Raw genomic sequence first — 17,269 nt, 5'->3', positions numbered from 1 at the left:
ACAGCAGGAGGGCCGACCCGATGGGTCGGCCCTCCTGCTGTCCGGGCCCGGTGCCGCGCCGCGGCGGCGCTCAGGACCAGCCGGGGTGCTGACCGGCCAGCAGGACCGAGCCGCCCTCGACGCCCTTGGCGCCGGCGACGACCTGCTCCAGCGGGGCGCCGGGCTCCGGCAGGGAGTCCTCGGCGACGACCTCGCCGATGATCCGCGAGCCCAGGCCGCGCTCGGCCAGCAGCGCGAGGGTCGCCTCGGCCTGCTCGGCCGCGACCAGCGCGACCATGCCGATGCCCATGTTCAGCGTGCCCTCCAGATCGAGCTGCGGCACCCCGCCCCAGCGGGCGATCCGCCCGAACACCGCACCGGGCTCCCAGCTCGCACGGTCCACCCGGGCGGCGAGGCCGCGCGGCATCACGCGGGCGAGGTTCGCCGCCAGGCCGCCGCCGGTGACGTGGCTCAGGGCGTGCACCGATCCCACGGTGCGCGGATCCTCGAGCACGGCGAGCAGGTCCGCGGTGTAGATGCGGGTGGGCTCGAGCAGCTCCTCACCGAGGGTGCGGCCGAAGTCGGCGACATGCGTGTCCAGCGCCAGCCCCTGGGAGGCGCGCACGGCGCGCACCAGAGAGAAGCCGTTGGAGTGCAGACCCGAGGCGTCCATCCCGATCACCACGTCGCCCTGGCGCACCCGCTCGGGGCCCAGCAGGGCGTCGGCCTCGACCACGCCGACCGCCGCGCCGGCGACGTCGTAGTCCTCGGGGGCCATCAGCCCCGGGTGCTCGGCGGTCTCCCCGCCCACGAGCGCACAGCCGGCCAGGGAGCAGCCCTCGGCGATGCCGCGCACGATATCGGCGATGCGCTCGGGCACCACCTGGCCGCAGGCGATGTAGTCCGTCATCGCCAGCGGCGCGGCGCCGACCACGATGATGTCGTCGACGACCATGCCCACCAGGTCGCGACCGATGGTGTCGTGGACGTCCATCTCACGGGCGATCGCGATCTTGGTCCCGACCCCGTCCGTCGAGGAGGCCAGCAGCGGCCGACGATAGTCCTTGAGCGCGCTGACGTCGACGAGGCCCGCGAAGGCCCCGATCCCGCCGAGCACCTGCGGTCCATGGGTCGCCGCCACCGCCTCCTTCATGAGCTCGACGGCGCGATCGCCGGCGGCGGTGTCGACGCCGGAGTCCGCGTAGGTGAGCACGGGGCTGTCCGTGGAGGATCGGTGGGTGTTCATGCGTCCTTCCCGACGGCGACGGCCTCGCGGTCATGCGAGGGGATGATGCCCTGGGCACGGGCGACAGGGTCCGGCAGCGAGACCGGGTACTGCCCGGAGAAGCACGCGGTGCACAGCGCCTCCCGGGGCTGGGTGGTGGAGGCGATCATGCCCTCCTCGGAGATGTAGCCCAGCGAGTCGGCGCCCAGCGAGCGGGCGATCTCCTCGATCCCCAGACCGTTGGCGATCAGCTCCGCCCGGGAGGCGAAGTCGATGCCGTAGAAGCAGGGCCAGCGCACCGGCGGCGAGGAGATGCGGACATGGACCTCCGCGGCGCCGGCCTCGCGCAGCATGCGCACCACCGCGCGCTGGGTGTTGCCGCGCACCACGGAGTCGTCGATGACCACGAGGCGCTTGCCCGCGATCACCTCGCGCAGGGGGTTGAGCTTGAGGCGGATGCCGAGCTGCCGGATGGTCTGGCTGGGCTGGATGAAGGTGCGGCCCACATAGGCGTTCTTCACCATCCCCTGGCCGTAGGGGATCCCGGACTCCTGGGCATAGCCGATCGCTGCGGGGGTCCCGGACTCCGGCGTCGGGATCACCAGGTCCGCGTCGACGGGATGCTCCCGGGCGAGCTGGCGACCCATCTCGGCGCGCGACTCGTTGACGCTGCGTCCGGCGATGCGGGTGTCCGGGCGGGCGAGGTACACGTACTCGAAGACGCAGCCCTTGGGCTCCGGCTCCATCACCTGCTCGCAGCGCAGCCCCTGCTCGTCGATGACGATCATCTCGCCCGGGGCGACCTCGCGCACGAAGCTCGCGCCGCAGATGTCCAGCGCGGCGGTCTCGGAGGCCACGACCCAGCCGCGCTCGAGGCGACCCAGCACCAGCGGGCGGATCCCCTGCGGGTCGCGCGCCGCGTACAGCGTGGTCTCGCTCATGAGGGTGAAGCAGTAGGCGCCGCGCAGGTGCGGGAGCACCTCGCGCAGGGCGTCCTCGAGGCTCCCCTCGGTGTTCAGCAGCGCGGTCACCAGCGCGGTGTCGGTGGTGTTGCCGCGGGCGAGCTCCCCGGAGCGGGGAGTGCCCCGGCGCTCCTCGAGCAGCTCGAGCAGCTCGGCGGTGTTGACGAGGTTGCCGTTGTGGGCGAGGGCGACCGTGCCGTCGGGCCGGGGGCCGAGGGTGGGCTGCGCGTTCGACCAGACGGAGCCGCCGGTGGTCGAATAGCGGGTGTGCCCGATCGCGATGTGGCCCTGGAGGGCCTCGAGGGACGCCTCGTCGAACACCTGCGAGACCAGGCCCATGTCCTTGTAGACGAGGATCTGCTCGCCGTCGGAGGTGGCGATGCCCGCCGACTCCTGCCCGCGATGCTGCAGGGCGTAGAGACCGTAGTAGGTCAGCTTGGAGACGTCCTCGCCGGGGGCGAAGACGCCGAAGACCCCGCAGGAGTCCTGCGGGCCCTTCTCCCCGGGGAGCAGGTCATGGGAGAGATGTCCGTCGCCGCGTGCCACCGGTCCATGATGACACAGGCCACGACCCCCACCGAGGGCCGGGGCTGTGGGATCAGCGACGTCGGCGGCTCGCGCGGCGCTGGAGGGCGGAGTCGACCGCCGCCGCGATCGCGGCGAGCGGGATGCCGACGAAGGCCGCCACCAGCAGCACGAAGCCCAGCGCCCCACCGGCGTCGGTGAAGTCGAGGAAGGGAGAGATCACCAGGGCGACCAGCGAGGGCACCGCGATCGCGAGCGCCACCCAGAACCCCAGGGCGGGGACCCGGCTGCGGCGCACGTAGATGCTCGTGTCGGTGCTGCGGGGGGCGCCGTCCTCGGCGGCGTCGGACGGGCCGCTGTCGGAGGCGTCGGCGCCGTCGGTCGACGCCGCGCCCTCCTCCGGCGCGACGCTCTCGTCCGGCGCGACGCCCTCGGGGCGCTCGGTGCTCTCGGGGGTGTTCACAGTGCTCACAGATCTCCTGCGGCCTCGACCGCGGCGGCGACGATCGCCGGGTCGGTGCCGGTGTCGGGGGCGCCGGTCTCGAGGGGACCCCCCGGGCGACGACGGGCGGACAGGTGCACGTCGCGCACGCCGCTGCGACGGACCAGGTCGGGCAGATCGGCGGGGCGGACCCCGCCTCCGGCGCAGATGTCCAGGAGCCCTTCGGCGGCGTCGACCATCGCGCCGAGGTCGTCGGCCCCGTCGAGGGCGCGGGCGGCGCCGCCCGAGCTCAGCACGCGGTGGACACCGAGGCCCAGCAGCGTGCGCACGGCCTCGGCGCGCTCGGCGCGGCCCGGCAGGGCGTCAACGGCGCGGTGGACGGTGAGGGTCACCCCCCGCATCGCCGCGCTGGCGGCGCCGAGGGCGCCGTCGCGGATGGTCTCGATCGCGGGGAGGTCCAGCTCCCCGGCCGGGGTGAGCGCGCCCAGCACGACGCCCGCGGCGCCCGCGGCGACGGACTGCTCCGCCTGGCGGGCCATGAGCTGCACCTCGTCCTCGCTGTAGGCGAACTCCTCGGGGCGGTCCAGGAACTCCCCGGTGCCGGCGCGGGAGCGGAGCAGCACGTGCACGTCGAAGTGCGGCCTCGCATCGCGGGCGGCGACCAGGGCGCGGGCACGGTCAGCGGCCTCCTCGACCAGCTGGGGAGGGGGCGTGAGACCGCCCACAGCGAGGTCGGTGCACAGCTCGACGCGGTGCGCGCCCGCCAGCGCGGCGACCTCGAGCCCGGCGAGGTCCTCGACGGCGATCTCCACGGCGATGCTCATCGGCGCTCCTCCGGGATGCTCTCGCGGGCGGTGCGGACGGTGCGGCGCGGACCGGGCAGGGGCAGCAGCTCGTCCAGGTCGCTGCGCTCGCCGCTGGCGCGGACCCGCCCGTCCGCCACGGCCTGCTCCCAGGTGAGGTCCCCGGTCACCAGGGCGAGCCAGGAGGCGGCGTCGGTCTCGACCACGGCCGGCGGGGTGCCGCGGGTGTGCCGGGTGCCGGCGATCGCCTGCACCGCCGCGAACGGCGGCACCCGCAGCTCGACCGCGCCGCCGGGGTACTCCTCGGCGAACATCTCCAGCGTGTGCCGGACGGCAGGGGCGAGCACCGCGCGGCCGGCGGCCTCCGGGGCGACGGCCCAGGAGGCCAGGGCGGTACGACCGGCCTCGGGATCGATACGGCGGGAGACCACGGTCAGGCGGTCGTCGCGGGGAGCAGGTCGTGCACCACGATGGTGTCGGCCCGGTCCGGCCCCACGCCGATGGCGCTGATCCGGCAGCCGGCGAGCTCCTCGAGGCGCTGCACGTACCGGCGGGCGTTCTCCGGCAGCTCCTCGAAGGTCCGCGCCTCGGAGAGGTCCTCGGTCCAGCCGGGCAGGGTCTCGAAGACCGGGGTCGCGTGGTGGACGTCGGTCTGGGTCATCGGCATCTCGCGATGGATCACCCCGTCCACGTCGTAGCCGGTGCAGATCGGGACCTCGTCGATCCCGGTGAGCACGTCGAGCTTGGTCAGCACGATGTCGGTGACGCCGTTGATGCGCACGGCGTGGCGGATCATCAGGGCGTCGTACCAGCCGCAGCGGCGGGGGCGGCCGGTGTTCACGCCCACCTCGCCGCCGACCCTCTGCAGGTACTCGCCCCACTTGTCCTCGAGCTCGGTGGGGAACGGGCCCGCCCCCACGCGCGTGGTGTAGGCCTTGACGATCCCGATCACGCGGTCGATCCGGGTGGGCCCGATGCCGGTGCCGGTGCAGGCACCGCCGGCGGTGGGGTTGGAGCTGGTCACGAACGGGTAGGTGCCGTGGTCGACATCGAGGTAGGTGGCCTGGCCGCCCTCCATGAGGACCACTTCGTCGCGATCCAGGGCCTCGTTGAGCAGCAGCGTGGTGTCCACCACCATCGGCCGCAGCCGCTCGGCATAGGACAGCAGGCCCTCGACGATCTCCTCGACGTCCACGGAACGGCGGTTGTAGAGCTTGACCAGGAGCTCGTTCTTCTGCCGCAGCGCGCCCTCGACCTTCTGGCGCAGGATCGAGGTGTCGTAGAGATCCTGGACCCGGATGCCCAGGCGTCCCACCTTGTCCATGTAGGCGGGGCCGATGCCACGCCCGGTGGTGCCGATCGCGCGCTTGCCGAGGAAGCGCTCGGTGACCTTGTCGAGGGTCTGGTGATAGGGAGCGACCAGGTGCGCGTTGGCGCTGATGCGCAGCCGGGTGGTGTCCACGCCGCGCTCCTCGAGCATGCCGATCTCCTCGAACAGCGCCTCGAGGTTGACCACCACGCCGTTGCCGATCACAGGGGTGACCTGCGGGGAGAGAATGCCGGCCGGGAGCAGCTTGAGCTCGAACTTCTCGCCCCCGACGACGACGGTGTGCCCGGCGTTGTTGCCGCCGTTGGGCTTGACGACGTAGTCGACGCGCTCTCCGAGGAGGTCGGTGGCCTTGCCCTTCCCCTCGTCGCCCCACTGGGCTCCGACGATCACGACGGCGGGCATGGCGACTCCTGGTGAGTGGAGGGTGGTGTGGTGGAACCCGTGCACCCTACCAAGCACGTCCCGGGCTCCGCTGGGGGCGGGCGCCGGGACGCGCCATGGCGACGGGCGGCGGGTGTGAGGTGGGCCACGGAGGGCCCGGGATGTCAGTCCAGCAGGCTGGGATCGGCCTCGCGGAGGAAGTCGGTGACGCGGTCGGCCTCGGCCTGGTCGCCGAGCCGGCCGGAGGTCTCCCCCAGCATCGCGAGGGCCCGCAGGAACCCGCGGTTGGGGGCGTGGGAGGAGGGGATGGGGCCCTGGCCCCGCCAGCCCGCGCGGCGCAGCGCGTCCAGCCCGCGGTGGTAGCCGGTGCGGGCGTAGGCGTAGGCGGCGACCTCGTCCCCGTCGGTCAGCGCGTCCTCGGCGAGGGTCGCCCAGGCCAGCGGCGAGTCGAGGTGGGCGGCGGCGATGTCGCGGGGCTCGCCGTCGATCAGCTCCTGGGCCACCTGGACGTCCACGAAGTCGTCGGGAAGTCGGGTCTCCGGGATGCCCAGGAGGTTCCCGCTGGTGAGGTTATCGGTACGATCAGCCATGACAGCATCGTAGGCGCTGCCCCGATGACCTCACCGACCAGAATGATTCGCCCATGTCACGAACGCAGGACGGCTCGGAGCTCCTCACGGGGCCCGGGGCGGGAGGACTGCTCCGCTCCGCGGTCGGGAATTCCGGCGGTGTGCTGCACAGCTGGCAGCTCGATCACGTCGACCATCGGCCCGGCCGGAGCACGAAGGCCCTGTACCGGACGATGGTGTCCTGGCCCGAGCTGGACGGCCCGCAGGCCCCGGCGCGCGAGGAGCTGTTCGGGGCGAGCGCCTACATCGGCGAGCGCGAGAAGCACCTCTACGTCGCCGAGCAGACCCTCGTGATGACCGACGGGGACATCAACGTGCGGGTCTGGCGCTATCCGCACGACCCCTGGCTCCCGATGCTCCCGCTGGTCTGCTACCCGGACATCGTGGGCCGCACCCTGCACGACCTCGGCGTGGCGATCGGTCCGGACCCCTCGGCCCCGATCGCGATCGACGTGGTCTCCTATCGGCCCGGCCGCCGAGCCGTGCTGCGCGCCTCGCAGGGCGAGAGCGCCGTGTACCTCAAGGTCATGCAGCCGCATCGCAGCGAGGAGATCGTCGATCGTCACCACCGGCTGCTCGCCGCCGGGGTCCCGGTCCCCGCGGTGATCGCCCATCACAACGGGCTGGTGGTGCTCGAGGAGCTGCCGGGGCGCCCCCTGGCCCGCGCGGTGATCGACGAGGGCGTGGACTCCTGCCGGGCCGAGGACCTGGTGGCCCTGCTGGACCGGCTGCCCGCCTCGATGTACCCGCTGCCGATGCGGCCCCCGTGGACGGACTCGGTCGAGTTCTACGCGGGGATCGTCAGCTCCTCGGTGCCGTCGCTCGGCCCGCGACTGGACGCGCTGGTGCGGGCGATCCGCGACGGTCTCGCGGCGCTCGAGCAGCGGATGGACATGCGCCCCCACGACGTGGTGCACGGCGACTTCTACGAGGCGCAGGTGTTCGTCGAGCACGGCCGCGTGGTGGGCCTTCTCGACATCGACACGGTGGGGCCCGGCCGGCGCGCGGACGACCTCGCGTGCCTGCTCGCGCATCTCAGCGTGCTCGCCGACTACGGCAACGCCGGCCGCATCGACCGCGCCATGCAGGAGCGGGTCGAGACCGCGATCGCCACCTGGAGTGCGCCCTTCCGCGAGCGGGTGGACCCCACCGAGCTCGCCCTGCGCTCCGCCGGGGTCGTGCTGTCCCTGGCCACCGGCCCCCATCGGCAGCAGGAGGCCGCCTGGGAGGCGGCCACCGAGGCGATCGTCCGCGTCGCGGAGTCGTGGGTCGACGAGGCCCGGGCCGCAGAGTCCCGGCGGCTCACCATCGCGCGGAGCGCCCCGCCCCCGGCCTCGGCACCGGGCCCCTCGGCAGTCCCGCCCGCGCCGGGCCCGACGGGCGGGCACGGGACGTCGTCCGAGCCGACGGGGACCCGTCCGGCACCGTCCTCGCCGCCGACCGGAGCACGACCTGCGACGACCTCCGGGTCCGCCGGGCCCCGGCCGGACCCGTCCCAGGGCCCGCACACGGCCCCGCTGCCCCCGTCGGCCCCGCCGCGGGCCGCGTCGAGACCGCCGCAGGCCGCGGCCGGACCTCCGTCGACGGCCGGCCGGGCACCGGGCGTGCAGCCCCGGGACGACGGTGACGACTCCCCCACGCAGGAGCGCCGGATCGGCTCGATCCTGCCGCGGTGAGCGGCCGCTTCGCGCGACTCCTCCCGCACGCCGGCACCGCCGGCGGATGTGCCACCATCAGGGCATGCGTGCAGTGCTCCAGAGGGTCGACGGCGCCCGGGTCGAGGTCGAGGGCGAGGTGGTCGGCGCGGTCGAGGGCGAAGGGCTGCTCGCCCTGGTGGGCGTCGCCCATGACGACGGGCCCGAGCAGGTCGCCACGATCGCGCGGAAGATCTGCGAGCTGCGGATCCTGGAAGGAGAGCGCTCGGTGCTCGATGCGGGCGCCCAGGTCCTCGTGGTCTCGCAGTTCACCCTGTACGGCGACGCCCGCAAGGGTCGGCGCCCCTCCTGGAGCGGCGCCGCACCGGGCCATGTCGCCGAACCCCTGGTCGAGCAGGTCGTCGAGGCGATCCGGGCGCGGGGCGTCACCGTCGCGACCGGACGCTTCGGCGCGATGATGCAGGTGGGCCTGGTCAACGACGGCCCCTTCACGCTCCTGGTCGAAGCCTGATCGACGTGCTGTGAGCGTGCGAACGGCAGGAGATCAGGCAGCAGGAGGAGCCTGATCGACGTGCCGTGCGCGTGCTCCCCGCCGCGATGAGCACGACATGCGCTCCCCCCGCGGCTCCGCGTACCCTGAGCACATGACCTACACACTCGTGCTGCTCCGCCATGGCGAGAGCGACTGGAATGCGAAGAACCTGTTCACCGGCTGGGTGGACGTCGCCCTCACCGAGAAGGGCCGGCAGGAGGCCGTCGAGGGCGGCGACCTGCTCAAGGAGGCCGGCATCCTCCCCGATGTCGTCCACACCTCCCTCCAGCGCCGCGCCATCATGACCGCGAACCTCTCGCTGGACGCCGCGGACCGCCACTGGATCCCGGTCAAGCGCGACTGGCGCCTCAACGAGCGCCACTACGGCGCGCTGCAGGGCATGGACAAGGCCGAGATCCGCGAGAAGTACGGCGAGGAGCAGTTCATGGCCTGGCGCCGCTCCTACGACACTCCCCCGCCCGAGATCGAGTTCGGCTCCGAGTTCAGCCAGGACCAGGACCCGCAGTACGCGGACCTGGGCGATCAGCTGCCGAAGTCCGAGTGCCTCAAGGACGTCGTCGAGCGCTTCCTGCCGTACTGGGAGGAGGGCATCAAGCCCGACCTCGCCGCCGGCAAGGTCGTGCTCATCGCCGCCCACGGCAACTCGCTGCGCGCGCTGGTGAAGTACCTCGACGGCATCTCCGACGAGGAGATCTCCGGCCTGAACATCCCCACCGGCCAGCCGCTGGTGTACGAGCTCGACGAGGACTTCCAGCCCGTCACCGCCGGTGGCCGCTATCTCGACCCCGTCGCCGCGAAGGCTGCCGCCGAGGCCGTCGCCAACCAGGGCAAGTGAGGCGGCGGGGCGGGCCTGACCGGCACCCGCCCGGGGCATCGAGACCCTTCCGCACCCACCCCGCGCGAGAACCGCGTTGCACTGCCGAGATCGACTGATCCGGTGCGCAGCGCGGTTCTCGTCGTCCCGGCGGCCGGAGGAGGCCACGTGCCGTGCGCCTCAGGAGCGCTCCGCATCCCCCGCGGCACGCGCACGGTCCTCGATCGCGGCGTACCGGGCCCAGCTGTACAGGGTCGCGGCCATCGACGCACCGGCCGCGAGCGCGGCGGGCAGGGCCCGGCGCCTCCAGGCGGCCGCCGCACCGGCCGCCAGCAGCGCCGAACCGGCCGCGTTCACCGCGCCCATCCTCGGATCCAGGGTGCGGTCGGCCAGCCAGCGCTCTTCGCCGAGGATGGCGCGCGTGGCGAAGGCGTCCCGGTGCGCCGGCGGCGGCGTCATCACCGGGTTGAGGGCGAACCACGCGGCGAGGCCGGTCACTGGGCGCCACGACCGGCGCCAGAACGGGACCAGGATCGCCGGGATGCTCGCCCATCGGCTCCACGCGCTGAGCGGGTGGGAGTGCCGGGCGAAGACGGCCCGGCGCAGCGAGGACTCCCCTGCGGACGCCGCGGTCGGCTGCGCGGGTTCGCCCGGCGCGGCAGGCGCCCGGTCCGGTGGGGCCGCCTGGTCGTTGTGGGTCATCGGGTCTCCTCGCGTGGGTCCGGCCGGCCGAGCACCGACGGCGGTGTGCGAAACACCACGATCGTAGCCACGCCGCGCCGGTCGCGGTGGGACACGGACCGGTTGGCCCGCGGTCGGCCCCGGCGCTCTAGCATGGGGCCCATGCCGTCCGATGCCGCCGCCCCGCCCGCCCTGCCGCGCGAGGTGCGCGCCGATGCCGACCTCCCCGCCGAGGTCTACCGGGACCGGCTCACCGCCTCATCCCGGGCGGACCTGCTGGCCGCGCTCGGGATCACCGGTCAGGACGCCGAGGAGCTCGCCCGCCTCGCCGACGCCGCGGCGCAGGACGAGGAGGTCCTCGCGGAGGTCGCCCGCACCGCGAACGCCCTGCGCGCGGCCGCCGGCCTCGACGTCCCGACCACGGACCTGGTCGCCGCCAAGGCCGAGCACGACGCCCTGCAGCAGCGCCTCGCCCCCGGCGAGGGCCTGATCCCGATCCTCGCGTTCCTCGTGTCGACCGAGACCGCGCGGTCCTGGCACGCGACGCGGGGCCTGCGTCCGGAGCAGTCCTGGCAGGTGCTGGCGGACCTGGGCCAGCAGATGCGGGTGCACCGCCGGGGGACCGGACGGCTGGGCCTGCACCAGCTGCACTGGGTCGCCGGGAACTGGGCGGGCCGCCTCGTGCACCTGGGACGGCTCCAGTTCGACCTCTCCCGCCGTCGCGTGGCACGGCTCGAGCAGGGCGCGGACCGCGCACCGGACGCCCCGGAGGAGCCGGAGCGCTGGGTGATCGGCACCCACATCCCGGCCACGGGCCCGCTGGACCCGGCGGAGGTCGAGGCCTCCTTCACGGCGGCGACCGCCTACTTCTCCACGCACTATGCGGACCTCGGCGCCGGCCGCGAGGCGGACGAGCCGGCCTTCGGACACGAGTTCACCTGCGACTCCTGGCTGCTGAGCGAGGAGTTCGCGCAGATCCTCGGCCCGGACTCGAACCTCGCACGCTTCGCGGCGCTGTGGGAGAGGATCGGCTCCGTCCCCGGGGACGGGGACTCCGCCCTGTTCTTCGTGTTCGGGCTGCGCCCACCGGTGGACCCCGCGGATCTGCCGCGCCGCACGCGGCTCGAGCGGGCCGTGGCCGACCGCCTCGCCGACGGTCGCGGCTGGACCAGCGGCAAGGGGCGGCTCCTGCGCTGAGCCGCCCCGACCCGCTGGCGCTCAGATGCTCGCGCGCCCCGAGTCGTACAGGTCGATGACCTCGTCGAAGGCGTCGGTCAGCTCGATCCCGCTGGCCATCGAGACGGCGAAGGCGCTGCGAGTCAGGGCGAAGGCGAGCTGGACGATGATGAACCCCCGCTCGCGCGCATCATCGCCCCCGAGGTAGTCGACGAGGATGTCGACCATCTCGTTCTGCACCGTGTAGAGGTTCCCGGTGGAGATCGAATGCAGCTTCGGCTCGCGGGCCATGACCTCCTTCTTGAGGTCGCGCAGCGTGGGATCGGAGGGCACCGCCTCGAGCGTCTCGCGCATCACCCGCCGCAGCGCCTCGCGCGGTGGGAGCTCCTCCAGAGCCGGCACCAGGCGCGTGACCACGGAGTCCGACTGACCGGTGAGGATCCCCAGGATCGCGGATTCCTTGGTGGACCAGTGGTTGAAGAAGGTGCGCGTGGACACTCCCGCCTGCCGCGCGATCATCTCCGCGGTGACGTGCGCGTAGCCGTGCTCGACGACGAGCTCGAGGGCGGCGCGGTGCATGGCGATCCGGGACTGGCGCTTCTTCCGCTCGCGCAGTCCGAGGTCCGGGTCGGTCGGGGGGTTCGCATCGGTCACGCCCACATCCTAGGTCGGCGAGGTCACAAACACTGCACTGAGTGAAATAGTGCATTGACTGCAGTAGTTGGCTAGAGTGTCTCGGTCGGAGCGCGCCGGCCCCGCTGCGACCGTCGGACGCGGCATCCCGCGCCCCCTCCCCTCGCCTCCATCCGCACCGCATCCCTCCGAGGAGCTCCGTGAGCACGTCCACCACCACCGCACCGCCACCCGATACTGCCCCCGAGGCCTTCACCGGGCTGGACCGACAGGGCAAGCTCGTCTTCGTCGGCCTCATGCTCGGCATGCTGGTGGCCTCGCTCTCCCAGACCATCGTGGGCCCGGCGATGCCGCGCATCGTCGGCGAGCTGGGCGGAGTGGAGCACTACAACTGGATCGCCACCGCGGCGATGCTGGTCTCCGCGGTCGCGGTGCCCATCGTCGGCAAGCTCTCCGACCTCTACGGGCGCCGGTGGTTCTACCTCGGCGGCCTGGCGATCTTCATGATCGGCTCGATCCTCGCCGGCATGGCCCAGGGCTTCTGGTTCCTGGTCTTCGCCCGTGCCGTGCAGGGTCTGGGCATGGGCACCCTCATGCCGCTGTCGCAGACCATCATCGGCGACATCATCCCGCCCCGTCAGCGCGGCAAGTACCAGGGCCTGATGGGCGCCGTCTTCGGCGTGAGCTCGGTGGCCGGACCGCTCATCGGCGGCGTCGTCACCGACCACCTGGGATGGCGCTGGCTGTTCTACCTCACGCTGCCCCTCGGCATCGTCGCCTTCGCCTTCATCCTGAGGTTCCTGCACCTGGAGACGACCGAGCAGCACGGGAAGTTCGACCTCCTCGGCGCCCTCACCCTGACCCCGGGCCTGGTCATCGCCCTGCTGGCCACCACCTGGGGCGGCGGCGAGTACGCCTGGAGCTCCCCGGTCATCCTCGGGATGTACGCGGTCGCCGCACTGTTCCTCATCGCCTTCGTGATCATCGAGACCCGGGTCGAGGAGCCGCTGCTCCCCCTGCACCTGCTCCTGAACCCCATCGTGGCGCTGTCCGTGGCCGCCTCCTTCGTCATCGCCGTGGCGATGTTCGGCTCGATCATCTACATCCCGGTGTACGCGCAGGCCGTCATGGGCGTCTCCGCGACGAACTCCGGCGCGATCCTCATCCCCCAGTCCGTGGCGATGATCGGGACCTCGATCGTGGTGGGCCTGCTCATCACCCGCACCGGTCGCTACAAGCCCTTCCTCGTCCTGGGCGGCGTGATCATGGCGCTCGGCTACTGGCTGCTCGCCTCGCTCGCGTACGGCGACTCGCAGTGGCATCTCACCCTGGCGATGATCGTGATCGGCCTGGGGCTGGGCATGTCGATGCAGGTCTACACCCTGGTGGTGCAGAACGTCGTGGCACGGCGCGAACTGGGCACGGCGACCGCCTCGATCCAGTTCTTCCGCAACATCGGCTCGACCATCGGCACCGCGGTGCTGGGCACCGTGATGTCCACCTCGATGACCAGCTCGATCAGCGACCGGATCGCCGCGCTGCCGCCCGAGCAGCTCGCCCAGATGCAGTCCGCCGGCGGCGTGGACACCTCCTCGCTCGAGAACGCGGTGCTCGATCCCTCCGCGCTCGAGCAGCTGCCGGACTTCCTGGTGGAGCCGATCCGCATGGGCATGAACGACGCGATGCACGCCGTCTTCCTCACCGCGGTCCCCTTCGCCGTCGCCGCGCTGCTGCTGTCGCTGTTCATCAAGCAGATCCCGCTGCGCACCACGGTGGAGACGACGGAGGGCGTCGCGGCCGAGGCCGCAGAGGCCGCCACCGTCCTCACCACGACCGGCCAGATCCCGGCGGTCGCGGCCGACGAGGCGGAGGCCGATGCTCCTGCGGGCCGGAAGCCCTCCCGCCGGAGGGCCGCGGTCGGCGGACCGGGTGCCGACGGACCGGAGGCCGAGGGATCCGCGACCGGCACCCGCTCCGGCCGGACACCGACGCACCGCGCCGAGGTCTGAGCACCCCGCGCCGAGCAGTCGGTGCGACGCCCTCGCTGGGCCGCACCTCTCCACGGCCCGTCCCGATCGCTCGGGGCGGGCCGTCGCGCTGCCGTCGTGCACCGCGCTCCGGAGGCGCCGGCCGGCGTGGAAAGATGGACGAATGCTGCTGACCGATCACGTCCCGCCCGTCCTGCCCGCCTCGCTCGCGGACCGGCTGACCACGCGCGTCCCGGTCGCCTCGGACGTCGCGATCGTCGCCGGACTGATCACCGAGCGTCTGCGGCTCCATGACCCGGAGGCCCTCGCGGACGAGGGCGCCGTGCGCTCGCGCATGGTGGGTCTGAAGTCCTGGTCGCGCCGACAGGTCGTGGTGGTCCCCTCGGACCACGACGGCTCCCCCACCCTCGCCGAGCCCCCGATCGCGTGGATCGCGCTCGAGGACCGGGCCTCCGGACGCACCAACGTGCAGTTCGCGATCGCCGCCGACGCCCCCGAGCGCGACGCCCTGTCCGCGTCCCTCCTGGACTGGGCGGTCGAGGTGGGAGGGTCCTTCGCCCGCCACCGCGGCGTGGAGAGCACCATGCTGACCACCGACGCCCACGAGCTCGACGCCGACCGGGCGCGGCTGCTCGAGCGCTCCGGCTACGAGCCGGTGCGCTCCTGGCTGCACATGCGCCGCCCCGCCGTGCCCGAGGAGGCCACCGACCTGCAGGCCCCGCGCCCGGGGACCCGGGTGCGGCGCGTGCACCGACACCCCTCCGGTCTGCCCGTCGCCCAGGACGTGCGCAGCGTCCACACCATGCTCGAGGAGTCCTTCGCGGACCACTGGGGGTCCTACCGCGAGTCCTTCGCGGAGTTCGTCCAGCGGATCATCGAGTCCCCGGAGGACGCGGACTGGGACCACTGGTGGATCGCGGAGATCGAGCGGCAGGGTCGCTGGCTCCCGGCCGGCGGCCTGGTCAGCGCGCGGATGCCGGCAACGCCCTCGCGCGGCGAGGGCACCTATCTGGAGTACCTGGGCGTGCACCGCTCAGCGCGCGGCCACGGCATCGCGAAGTCGCTGCTGCGCGCCGCGATGGCCGATGCCGCCGAGCGCGGCCGCACCCATGTGGACCTCGAGGTCGATGCGGACTCCCCGACCGGAGCCGACGGGCTCTACGCCGCGATGGGCTGGGAGACCTTCGAGCGCACCCGCTCCTGGCACGCCGCGGCGCCCTCGCACCCCTCGCGCCTGCTCGAACCGCCGACCGCCTGAGAGCCCGGCCGCAGCGCGTCGGCGCGCCCCACCGATACCGGCGCGCTCCCGAACCAGATCCGGGCGTCGGATGGTTCGGAACCGCACCTTTCTCGCCGGCTCAGCCGCGGGCCGGGGTCACTCCCACTCGATCGTGCCCGGGGGCTTGCTCGTGATGTCGAGGGTGACGCGGTTGATCTCGGAGACCTCGTTGGTGATGCGGGTCGAGATCCGGGAGAGCACCTCGTAGGGGACCTTGGCCCAGTCCGCGGTCATCGCGTCGTCGCTGGTGACGGGGCGCAGCACGACCGGGTGGCCGTAGGTGCGGCCGTCGCCCTGGACGCCCACGGAGCGGACCTCGGCCAGCAGCACCACGGGGCACTGCCAGATGTCGCGGTCCAGACCGGCGGCGGTGAGCTCGGCGCGGGCGATCGCATCGGCCCGGCGCAGGATGTCCAGGCGCTCCTTGGTGGCCTCGCCGATGATCCGGATGCCCAGGCCGGGGCCCGGGAAGGGCTGGCGCCAGACGATCTCGTCCGGCAGTCCCAGCTCGGAGCCGACCGCGCGGACCTCGTCCTTGAACAGGGTGCGCAGCGGCTCGACCAGCTCGAAGGAGAGGTCCTCGGGCAGGCCGCCCACGTTGTGATGGCTCTTGATGTTGGCCGCGCCCTCGCCGCCGCCGGACTCGACGACGTCCGGGTACAGGGTGCCCTGGACCAGGAAGGCCTTGGACTCGGCGTGCGCCTGCTCGCCCTCGCCCTGGACCACGCCCTGCGCGCGGAGGATGTCCGCCTGGGCCTGCTCGAAGGTGCGGATGAACTCGCGGCCGATGATCTTGCGCTTCTGCTCGGGATCCGTGACGCCGGCGAGCGCGTCGAGGAACTGCTCCTCGGCGTCCACCACGACGAGCTTCGCGCCGCCGGTGGACTCGCCGAAGGTCTTCTCGATCTGCGCGGACTCGTCCTGGCGCATGAGCCCGTGGTCGACGTACACACAGGTGAGACGGTCGCCGATGGCGCGCTGGACGAGGGCGGCGGCCACGGCGGAGTCCACCCCGCCGGAGAGGGCGCAGATCGCGGAGCCCTCGCCCACCTGGGCGCGGATCCGCTCCACCTGCTCCTCGATGACATTGCCCGTGGTCCAGGACGGTGCGACGCCGGCGCCGCGGTACAGGAAGTTCTCGAGCACCTCCTGGCCGCGGTCGGAGTGGCCCACCTCGGGGTGCCACTGCACGCCGTAGATGCGGCGCTCGGGATCCTCGAAGGCGGCGACGGGGCTCGCGGCGGAGGTCGCGATGACGCGGAAGCCGGCCGGGGCCTCGCTGACGCAGTCGCCGTGGCTCATCCAGACGTTCTGCTCGAGGTCCTGGCCGTCCAGCAGCACCGAGGAGCTGTCCAGGGCCGAGAGCCGGGTCGCGCCGTACTCGCGCACCCCCGTCTCCGCGGCGGTGCCGCCGAGGGCCGCGGCGATGGACTGGAAGCCGTAGCACAGACCCAGGACCGGGACGCCGGCCTCGAGCAGGGCGGGATCCAGGCGCGGGGCGCCCTCGGCGTAGACGGAGCTGGGGCCGCCGGAGAGGATGATCGCCAGCGGCTTGCGGGCGAGGATCTCCTCGACGGGCATCGTGTGGGGCACGACCTCGGAGTAGACGTCGGCCTCGCGGACCCGGCGCGCGATCAGCTGCGCGTACTGGGCCCCGAAGTCGACGACGAGGACCGGATCGGCGTCGGTGTTCTCAGCGGTGCTCACGCCCACCATCCTAGGCCGACGACCCCGGCACCTCGCGCCGGAGCGACGTGAGATCGGCGGTACCGCCCCGCACCGCGTCGCGGCGCGTCACTCCACCCCGGTCGCGGGATCCTGCTCGTCCTGCAGGGTGGGCCGACGGGCGAGGTCGTCCTCCATCGCCTGATGGGTCCAGCGCTCCCCGAAGAAGGACAGCACCGGGACCACGCCGAAGAACATCAGCAGCAGCATCCGCGGCAGCGCCCAGCGCATCTTCACCCAGAGGTCGAAGCCCAGGACCACGTAGACCATGTAGATCAGCCCGTGGATCGGGGACCACACCGAGGAGACGTGCTCCCAGAACGGCGAGGTGGTGGTGAACCAGCCGTCGCCGCCGAAGACGACGTAGCGCATCACCATGATCGACACCAGCACCAGCAGCGCGATGCCCTCGACGATGGAGGCCACGCGGAAGCGGGCGAAGGAGGTCCTGACGGCGACTTCGTCGAGGGGTCGGGCTGTGGGCACGGG

The 17,269-nt window shown here is 72.9% G+C and carries 17 protein-coding genes; 6 read left to right on the top strand and 11 right to left on the bottom strand.

Translation table 11 applies throughout. The features are described 5' to 3' along the window. Positions 1-70: 70 nt before the first annotated feature. The 7 genes from purM to CXH06_RS12605 all read right to left on the bottom strand — a co-directional run bounded on the left by purM (position 71) and on the right by CXH06_RS12605 (position 6,237). Complete coding sequence (gene purM, locus CXH06_RS12635) at positions 71-1,225, bottom strand: phosphoribosylformylglycinamidine cyclo-ligase (RefSeq protein ID WP_114855544.1); 1,155 nt, start codon at positions 1,223-1,225, stop codon at positions 71-73. After that, positions 1,222-2,712: an amidophosphoribosyltransferase gene (purF, locus tag CXH06_RS12630; RefSeq protein ID WP_114855543.1), complete on the bottom strand. Its 1,491-nt coding sequence runs from the start codon at positions 2,710-2,712 to the stop codon at positions 1,222-1,224. The genes purM and purF overlap by 4 nt, the downstream gene beginning before the upstream one ends. Before the next feature lie 52 nt (positions 2,713-2,764). Beyond that, positions 2,765-3,163, bottom strand: coding sequence for a hypothetical protein (locus tag CXH06_RS18350; protein ID WP_157975729.1), 399 nt, complete (start codon positions 3,161-3,163; stop codon positions 2,765-2,767). Next, entirely contained in the window at positions 3,160-3,957 is a 798-nt protein-coding gene (locus CXH06_RS12620) for a copper homeostasis protein CutC (protein ID WP_114855542.1), read from the bottom strand. Before CXH06_RS12620 ends, CXH06_RS18350 begins: the two co-directional genes overlap by 4 nt. Then, complete coding sequence (locus CXH06_RS12615) at positions 3,954-4,367, bottom strand: sterol carrier family protein (RefSeq protein WP_114855541.1); 414 nt, start codon at positions 4,365-4,367, stop codon at positions 3,954-3,956. The genes CXH06_RS12620 and CXH06_RS12615 overlap by 4 nt, the downstream gene beginning before the upstream one ends. Positions 4,368-4,369: 2 nt before the next feature. Then, positions 4,370-5,668, bottom strand: coding sequence for an adenylosuccinate synthase (locus tag CXH06_RS12610; protein ID WP_114855540.1), 1,299 nt, complete (start codon positions 5,666-5,668; stop codon positions 4,370-4,372). Positions 5,669-5,811: 143 nt separating this feature from the next. Beyond that, on the bottom strand, positions 5,812-6,237 hold the full coding sequence (locus tag CXH06_RS12605) for a DUF3151 domain-containing protein (RefSeq protein ID WP_114855539.1): 426 nt from the start codon (positions 6,235-6,237) through the stop codon (positions 5,812-5,814). Between the two features lie 53 nt (positions 6,238-6,290). On the opposite strand from CXH06_RS12605, the gene CXH06_RS12600 reads away from it, so the two are divergent. The 3 genes from CXH06_RS12600 to CXH06_RS12590 all read left to right on the top strand — a co-directional run bounded on the left by CXH06_RS12600 (position 6,291) and on the right by CXH06_RS12590 (position 9,319). Next, positions 6,291-7,952 (top strand): phosphotransferase, encoded by a 1,662-nt coding sequence (locus tag CXH06_RS12600; protein ID WP_114855538.1) that lies wholly within the window; start codon positions 6,291-6,293, stop codon positions 7,950-7,952. Positions 7,953-8,016: 64 nt separating this feature from the next. Then, entirely contained in the window at positions 8,017-8,442 is a 426-nt protein-coding gene (dtd, locus tag CXH06_RS12595) for a D-aminoacyl-tRNA deacylase (RefSeq protein WP_114855537.1), read from the top strand. A gap of 133 nt (positions 8,443-8,575) precedes the next feature. Next, positions 8,576-9,319, top strand: a complete 744-nt coding sequence (locus CXH06_RS12590; RefSeq protein WP_114855559.1) for a phosphoglyceromutase — start codon at positions 8,576-8,578, stop codon at positions 9,317-9,319. A gap of 159 nt (positions 9,320-9,478) precedes the next feature. On the opposite strand, the gene CXH06_RS12585 is transcribed toward CXH06_RS12590, so the two are convergent. Beyond that, entirely contained in the window at positions 9,479-10,000 is a 522-nt protein-coding gene (locus tag CXH06_RS12585) for a DUF6653 family protein (RefSeq protein WP_198684068.1), read from the bottom strand. A 141-nt stretch (positions 10,001-10,141) separates the two neighbouring features. Between CXH06_RS12585 and CXH06_RS12580 the strand changes: the two genes are divergently transcribed. After that, complete coding sequence (locus CXH06_RS12580) at positions 10,142-11,176, top strand: acyltransferase domain-containing protein (protein ID WP_114855558.1); 1,035 nt, start codon at positions 10,142-10,144, stop codon at positions 11,174-11,176. Between the two features lie 21 nt (positions 11,177-11,197). On the opposite strand, the gene CXH06_RS12575 is transcribed toward CXH06_RS12580, so the two are convergent. Further along, the gene (locus tag CXH06_RS12575; protein WP_232820343.1) at positions 11,198-11,809 is read right to left on the bottom strand and encodes a TetR/AcrR family transcriptional regulator; all 612 of its coding nucleotides are present in this window, start codon (positions 11,807-11,809) and stop codon (positions 11,198-11,200) included. 179 nt (positions 11,810-11,988) lie between these two features. On the opposite strand from CXH06_RS12575, the gene CXH06_RS12570 reads away from it, so the two are divergent. Together CXH06_RS12570 and CXH06_RS12565 are read left to right on the top strand one after the other, a co-directional pair. Beyond that, positions 11,989-13,797 carry an MDR family MFS transporter gene (locus CXH06_RS12570; RefSeq protein ID WP_157975728.1) on the top strand — a complete coding sequence of 603 codons (1,809 nt, stop codon included), beginning with the start codon at positions 11,989-11,991 and terminating at the stop codon, positions 13,795-13,797. A 142-nt stretch (positions 13,798-13,939) separates the two neighbouring features. Continuing rightward, on the top strand, positions 13,940-15,034 hold the full coding sequence (locus tag CXH06_RS12565; protein ID WP_114855536.1) for a GNAT family N-acetyltransferase: 1,095 nt from the start codon (positions 13,940-13,942) through the stop codon (positions 15,032-15,034). A gap of 117 nt (positions 15,035-15,151) precedes the next feature. Here CXH06_RS12565 and guaA read toward each other — a convergent pair whose 3' ends face one another. Next, positions 15,152-16,771, bottom strand: coding sequence for a glutamine-hydrolyzing GMP synthase (gene guaA, locus CXH06_RS12560; RefSeq protein WP_114855535.1), 1,620 nt, complete (start codon positions 16,769-16,771; stop codon positions 15,152-15,154). A gap of 78 nt (positions 16,772-16,849) precedes the next feature. Then, the gene (locus CXH06_RS12555; RefSeq protein ID WP_114855534.1) at positions 16,850-17,266 is read right to left on the bottom strand and encodes a DUF3817 domain-containing protein; all 417 of its coding nucleotides are present in this window, start codon (positions 17,264-17,266) and stop codon (positions 16,850-16,852) included. Positions 17,267-17,269: the final 3 nt, after the last annotated feature.

It is taken from the genome of Brachybacterium sp. YJGR34 (assembly GCF_003347015.1).
Classification (GTDB): domain Bacteria; phylum Actinomycetota; class Actinomycetes; order Actinomycetales; family Dermabacteraceae; genus Brachybacterium.
This window is presented reverse-complemented; position numbering and strand designations above follow the sequence as displayed.